The following is a 6327-nucleotide window of genomic DNA, read 5'->3' as shown; positions in this document are numbered from 1 at the left end:
TCAATGCGGCGCAACACCATGCCCACCAAATTGCGCTGGTAAAACGCGCTGACCCGAAAGCGACCGATACCCCGAGAGCTAATCGCAAAATTGCACTCGCGATCGCGCACGAATTCGCGGCGCTGCTGCTCGTTCATCACCCCCAGCACCACCTCGCGGGCCTGCTCGGGACTCAGCGCATTGCTGCTCATCGGGATCAACTGTCCATTGAGCTTCACCGAGGGCGGCACACCGGCCGAAATAAATAAATCCGAGGCGCCCTTCTCCTGCATGATCCGCAGCAGCTTTTCAATTTCCACAACTTACTCCTCGGCGCGGGCGCCGCTTATCTGCTCAGAAATTTTCCGGGAAGCGCGCTTTGAGTTTAGCAGCCTCGCGAGTCACCATGCGCTTCGACAACAAATCCTTCAAACACTGATCCATGGTCTGCATGCCGACATTGGCGCCCGACTGAATCGCCGAGTACATCTGCGCCACCTTGTCTTCACGGATCAAGTTACGAATCGCCGGCGTACCGATCATGATTTCATGTGCCGCCACCCGGCCGCCCTCCGGCTTTTTCAACAGGGTTTGAGAAATAACCGCCTGCAGCGACTCCGACAACATAGAGCGCACCATGGACTTCTCTTCTCCCGGGAATACGTCCACGACCCGGTCAATGGTTTTGGCCGCCGACGTGGTGTGCAAGGTACCGAACACCAGGTGGCCCGTTTCCGCCGCCGTCAGCGCCAGGCGAATCGTTTCCAGGTCGCGCAACTCGCCCACCAGAATAATATCGGGGTCTTCACGCAGCGCGGAGCGCAGCGCCTCGTTAAAACCGTGGGTATCGCGATGCACTTCGCGCTGGTTCATCAGGCATTTTTTCGACTCGTGAACAAATTCTATCGGGTCTTCAATGGTGAGAATATGGTCAAACTTATTGTCATTAATATAGTCAATCATCGCCGCCAGCGTGGTGGACTTACCGGAGCCCGTCGGCCCCGTGACCAACACCAGACCGCGCGGCAGCATGGAAACATCTCTGAATACCTTACCCATACCCAGGTCATCCAAGGTCAGCACCTTGGACGGAATGGTCCGAAACACCGCACCGGCACCGCGGTTGTGATTAAAGGCGTTTACCCGGAAGCGCGCCACTCCGGGCACCTCGAAAGAAAAATCGGTTTCCAGAAACTCCTCGTAATCGCGACGCTGGCGGTCATTCATGATCTCGTAAATCAAGCTGTGCACTTCGCGGTGCTCCATCGCGGGCACATTGATACGGCGCACGTCGCCATCGACGCGGATCATTGGCGGCAAACCCGCTGACAAATGCAAATCCGAGGCATTTTGCTTGGCACTAAAGGCCAGCAATTCGGTAATATCCATGACTCTCCTTAGGACACAGCGCGATATTCCGGCAGTCGCACACCGTACATCGCATTTTCTTCACATGTTTTGTTATTAGGTGATAATGCGCTGCCGGTTCAGGTTCGCGCAATGCCTTTTATTATTGCAGTTGCGCCACCAATGCACAGCCAACTGGAGCATAAATTGACAACAACGCCATATCAGCCCCTAACAGCAAATATAGCAGCCCTGCGCGATCACATCGCCCACTGCGCCGCGGCGGCCGGGCGCGATCCCGCCGAAATTACCCTGCTCGCCGTCAGCAAAACCCGCAGTGCCGATGAGGTCGCGGCGGCACTGGACGCCGGCCTGCAGCATATTGGCGAAAACTACCTGCAGGAAGCCCTGGACAAGCAGCATGCCCTGCAGGACCGCAACATCTGCTGGCACTTCATCGGCCCTATTCAATCCAACAAAACCCGTGACATTGCCCAACACTTCGACTGGGCACACAGCGTCGACCGCCTCAAGGTCGCGCAGCGACTCAGCCAACAGCGCCCGGCGACCCGGCCTCCGCTAAACATCTGCCTGCAGGTCAATATCAGCAATGAGGCCAGCAAGGCCGGGGTTGCCGCCGCCGACGCCGCCGAGCTGGCCCGTGCCATTGCCGAGCTTCCCGGCCTGCGGCTGCGCGGCCTGATGGCCATTCCCGCCAACAGCGCCGACCCCCAGCAACAGCGCCAGGCCTTTGCCGCGCTGCGCCAGCTGCGCGACCAGCTACAGCGCCAACTTCCCGAGCAATCACTGGACACCCTGTCGATGGGCATGTCCGGGGACATCGACGCCGCCGTCGCCGAGGGCAGCACCCTGCTGCGCATCGGTACCGCGATCTTCGGCCCCCGCACCAAGCACCCCGCTGGCAACTGACTTTCGACAGCCTTTTACAGCCTGATATACTCGCGGCCTAATTCGCGTTGCCGCAGAGGCAAATCAGCACCCGGAGGGTTTCGGTGAGCACAGCAACAATCGGCTTTATCGGCGGCGGCAATATGGCCGCCAGCATTATCGGCGGCCTGCTGGCCAGTGGCTTCGCCGCCAACAGCATTCGCGCCGGCGACCCCAACACCAACAGTTTGGCGCGGCTGCGCGAGCTCGGCGATATTCACACCAGCGAGCACAACGGCGACATTATCCCCGGCTGCGACGTGCTGCTCATGGCGGTAAAACCGCAGTTGATGAAAGTGGTCGCCGAGCAAATTCGCGAGGATGTCCAACAGCAACAACCGCTGATTATCAGCATCGCTGCCGGCGTCACCAGCGACAGCCTCAATCGCTGGCTGGGCGGCGACTTGGCCGTTGTCCGCTGCATGCCCAACACCCCGGCCCTGCTGCGCTGTGGCGCCACCGGCCTGTTTGCCAACGCTGCCGTTAACCCCGCACAACGCGAGCTGGCCGAGCACATCCTGCGCGCTACCGGCCTGGCACTGTGGGTAGACAGTGAAGCTCAGCTGGACGCGGTAACCGCGGTATCCGGCAGTGGCCCGGCGTATTTCTTCCTGCTGATGGAGGCCATGCAGGCCAGCGGCGAGGCCCTGGGACTGAGCGCTGAGCTGGCCGCTCAGCTCAGCCAACAAACGGCTCTCGGCGCAGCGCGCATGGCGCTGGAAAGCGACGTCGACGTCGCCGAGCTGCGCCGCCGCGTCACCTCGCCCAAGGGCACCACCGAACGCGCCATCGACATCTTTGAAGACGGCGGCTTCCGCGAGCTGGTCGACGCCGCGCTAAAGGGCGCCGCACAGCGCGCCGAGCAACTGGGCCGCGAGCTCGAAGGGGAATAATTCAGCATGTCCGCTATCAACGACATTTCTTATCTACTGGTCAACACCCTGGTCAGCCTGGCGCTGCTGGTATTCCTGCTGCGCCTGATCCTGCAGCTGGTGCGCGCCGATTTTTACAACCCCATCTGCCAAACCATCGTCAAAGTCAGCAATCCGCTGGTACTGCCGCTGCGGCGACTGATCCCCGCCATGGGCCGCATTGACAGCGCCTCACTAATTATTGCCGCCATCGTACAGGCCATCGGCATCGCCCTGCTGTGCAAGCTACTGTTTAACGCCCTGCCCAACCCCGCCCAACTGTTACTGTGGTCGGCCATCGGCCTGTGCGCCGCCGTGCTGAATTTCTACTTCTTTGCCATTATTGGCAGCATTATCCTCAGCTGGGTCGCCCAGGGCAGTTACAACCCGGGAGCACAACTCCTGCACCAGGTCACCGAGCCGGTCATGGCGCCCTTTCGCAAGCTGGTACCGCCACTGGGCGGCTTGGACCTGTCGCCCATTTTTGTGTTTTTAACCATCAATGTGCTGGAAGTCCTACTGCGCCACATGGGCGCCTCAGTCGGCCTCCACCCGGCACTGGTGATGGGCCTGTAAGCGGCCCATGCCCTGCTTCTACCGCTGGCAGGACAGCGCCCTGCTGCTGTTTTGCCATGTTCAGCCCGGCGCCAGCCGCGAGGGCTTTGCCGGACTGCATGGCGAGCGACTGAAAATCCGTCTGCGCGCTGCTGCGGTAGACGGCAAGGCAAACCGCGCGCTCTGCGCCTTTGTGGCGAGCGCCTTCGCGGTAAAAAAGACCCAGGTCAGCCTGTTATCAGGCGCGCAAAGTCGGCAAAAAACCCTTAGAATTCAAACACCCGGCAAACTGCCTGGGGAATTAGCCATCACCGCCGCAGACAAGGGGTAACCGAGCCAGGTGACACAACAGCCCGAGCAAGCCGGCAGCGTCGGCATCGTCACGCCGCAAACGCTGCACTTCGACCAGCCACTCGCCCTGTCCTGTGGCCGCAGTCTGCCCGAACACGACATCGTCTTCGAAACCTACGGCGAGCTCAACGCCGCGCGCAGCAACGCCATTCTTATCTGCCACGCGCTCAGCGGCCACCACCACGCCGCCGGCCGCCACCGCGCCGACGACCGCAAGCCCGGCTGGTGGGACAGTTGCATCGGGCCCGGCAAGCCCATCGACACCAATGTGTTTTTCGTGTTGAGTATCAACAACATCGGCGGCTGCCACGGCTCTACCGGCCCCAAGACCATCAACCCCGACACCGGCAAGCCCTGGGGGCCCGATTTTCCGCCACTGCGCTGCCGCGACTGGGTAGAGAGTCAGCGTCTGATGATGGCGCACTTCGGTATCAGCCAGTGGGCCGCCATCATTGGCGGCAGCCTCGGCGGCATGCAGGCCATGCGCTGGGCGCTGGAATACCCCGACGAGCTGCGCCACTGCATTGTCATCGCCTCGGCGATGAAACTGTCGGCGCAAAACATCGCCTTCAACGAAATCGCGCGCAATGCCATTTGCTCAGACCCGAATTTCCACGATGGCCGCTACCTGGAACACGGCACGCTGCCTCGCCAGGGCTTGGCACTGGCACGCATGATCGGCCACGTCACCTACCTGTCCGATGACGGGATGAAGGAGAAATTTGGCCGCGACCTGAAGGCCGGCGACCTCAAGCTAGGCTCTCAGGGGCCGGTAGAATTTCAGGTGGAAAGCTATCTGCGTCACCAGGGCTCGCGCTTTGCCGAGAGCTTCGATGCCAACACCTATCTGCTGATGACCAAGGCCCTGGACTACTACGACCTGGCACGGGAGTACGACGACGACCCGGTTGCCGCCTTCAGTAATGCCCGCTGCAAGTTCATGGTGATGTCCTTTACCTCAGACTGGCGCTTTGCGCCGGATCGCTCGCGGGAGATCGTCGACGCGCTGGTCGCCGCCAAAAAATCGGTGAGCTATGCTGAGATCGAGGCCAACCACGGCCACGACGCCTTCCTGATCCCCATTCCCCGCTATATGGCGGTATTTAGCGCCTATATGCAGCGCGTGGCGGAGGGCCTGTGATGCGTTTTGACCTGACCCTGATACAACCCTGGATCAGCCCCGGCGCCCGCGTACTGGACCTCGGCTGCGGCGATGGCACCCTGCTGAAAATGCTCGCCGACCAGCAGCAGGTCGACGGCCTCGGCCTGGAAATCGACCCCGACAATATCACCGAGGCGCTCAGCAAGGGCGTCAATGTCATCGAGCACGACCTCAATACCGGGCTGAACAACTTCCGCGACGACAGCTTCGATGTCGTGGTGATGACCCTGGCCCTGCAAACCCTGCGCTATCCACATCTGGTGATCGACGAGATGCTGCGGGTCGGCCGACAGTGCATTGTCACCTTCCCCAACTTCGGGCACTGGCGCAGCCGCTGGCACCTCAGCGCCGGCGGCCGTATGCCCGTGAGCAAGTTCCTGCCCTACACCTGGTACGACACGCCAAACATCCACTTCTGCACCGTGCGCGACTTCGAAGCACTGTGCCGCGACAAGCAAATCCGCATCCTCAACAGCTGCGTCGTCAGCGGCGACAACACCCAAGGCGGGCTGGCCCAGCGTTTTCCCAACCTATTGGGCGTCACCGCCGTCTATCATATAAGTAAGTAAGCTACCGCTAACGCGGTGAGGAGCCCGACCATGACCCGCACACAGCCTTTTTTGGCACTGTTATTCAGCCTGCTGATCGCCCTGCCTGTCGCCGCACAGCAGAGCGAAGTAAACCCGCCCGCAACACCGACATCCAAGACCTTTGGCGCAGATACCGTTCATTTCAACGTACTTTCCACCACATTCTTAAGTCCCCAGGTGGCCCGCAGCTACGGCATCGTGCGCGGTGACAACAAGTTTCTTGTCAATGTTTCGGTGCAACACCGCAGCGGCACCGACATCCGCGCCATCCGCGCCAAGGTCAGCGGCAGCAGCTCCGACCTTATCCATGTCACGCCTCTGCAATTTCGCGAAATTATTGAGCAAGACGCCATCTACTATATCGCCGAGCTGGAAGTCGACGGCAAGCGCGAACGCCGCGACTTCCGCCTGCGCGTCAACACCGACACGCGCGCGCAACCCTACGACATCCAGTTTGTAAAAACGCTGTACGCAGAGGACTGAG

The 6327-nt window shown here is 60.7% G+C and carries 8 protein-coding genes and 1 pseudogene; 7 read left to right on the top strand and 2 right to left on the bottom strand.

Features of this window, described 5'->3' with window-relative positions; genetic code table 11:
- A pseudogene (locus ABYM29_RS06765) lies at positions 1-299 on the bottom strand (type IV pili twitching motility protein PilT); the annotation flags it as partial.
- Positions 300-333: 34 nt separating this feature from the next.
- Entirely contained in the window at positions 334-1368 is a 1035-nt protein-coding gene (locus tag ABYM29_RS06760; protein ID WP_372863767.1) for a type IV pilus twitching motility protein PilT, read from the bottom strand.
- A gap of 165 nt (positions 1369-1533) precedes the next feature.
- Between ABYM29_RS06760 and ABYM29_RS06755 the strand changes: the two genes are divergently transcribed.
- The 7 genes from ABYM29_RS06755 (at position 1534) to ABYM29_RS06725 (ending at position 6326) form a co-directional block, all read left to right on the top strand.
- Positions 1534-2256 (top strand): YggS family pyridoxal phosphate-dependent enzyme, encoded by a 723-nt coding sequence (locus ABYM29_RS06755; protein WP_372863764.1) that lies wholly within the window; start codon positions 1534-1536, stop codon positions 2254-2256.
- A gap of 122 nt (positions 2257-2378) precedes the next feature.
- Positions 2379-3167 carry a pyrroline-5-carboxylate reductase gene (gene proC, locus ABYM29_RS06750; RefSeq protein WP_372863770.1) on the top strand — a complete coding sequence of 263 codons (789 nt, stop codon included), beginning with the start codon at positions 2379-2381 and terminating at the stop codon, positions 3165-3167.
- A 6-nt stretch (positions 3168-3173) separates the two neighbouring features.
- Positions 3174-3761, top strand: coding sequence for a YggT family protein (locus ABYM29_RS06745; protein WP_372863761.1), 588 nt, complete (start codon positions 3174-3176; stop codon positions 3759-3761).
- Positions 3762-3768: 7 nt separating this feature from the next.
- Positions 3769-4071 carry a DUF167 domain-containing protein gene (locus tag ABYM29_RS06740; RefSeq protein ID WP_372863758.1) on the top strand — a complete coding sequence of 101 codons (303 nt, stop codon included), beginning with the start codon at positions 3769-3771 and terminating at the stop codon, positions 4069-4071.
- A 9-nt stretch (positions 4072-4080) separates the two neighbouring features.
- The gene (locus tag ABYM29_RS06735; protein ID WP_372863756.1) at positions 4081-5232 is read left to right on the top strand and encodes a homoserine O-acetyltransferase; all 1152 of its coding nucleotides are present in this window, start codon (positions 4081-4083) and stop codon (positions 5230-5232) included.
- Positions 5232-5822: a methionine biosynthesis protein MetW gene (metW, locus tag ABYM29_RS06730; protein WP_372863753.1), complete on the top strand. Its 591-nt coding sequence runs from the start codon at positions 5232-5234 to the stop codon at positions 5820-5822. Before ABYM29_RS06735 ends, metW begins: the two co-directional genes overlap by 1 nt.
- A 30-nt stretch (positions 5823-5852) precedes the next feature.
- Entirely contained in the window at positions 5853-6326 is a 474-nt protein-coding gene (locus tag ABYM29_RS06725; RefSeq protein ID WP_372863751.1) for a DUF4426 domain-containing protein, read from the top strand.
- Position 6327: the final 1 nt, after the last annotated feature.

It is taken from the genome of Spongiibacter sp. (assembly GCF_041602295.1).
Classification (GTDB): domain Bacteria; phylum Pseudomonadota; class Gammaproteobacteria; order Pseudomonadales; family Spongiibacteraceae; genus Spongiibacter.
This window is presented reverse-complemented; position numbering and strand designations above follow the sequence as displayed.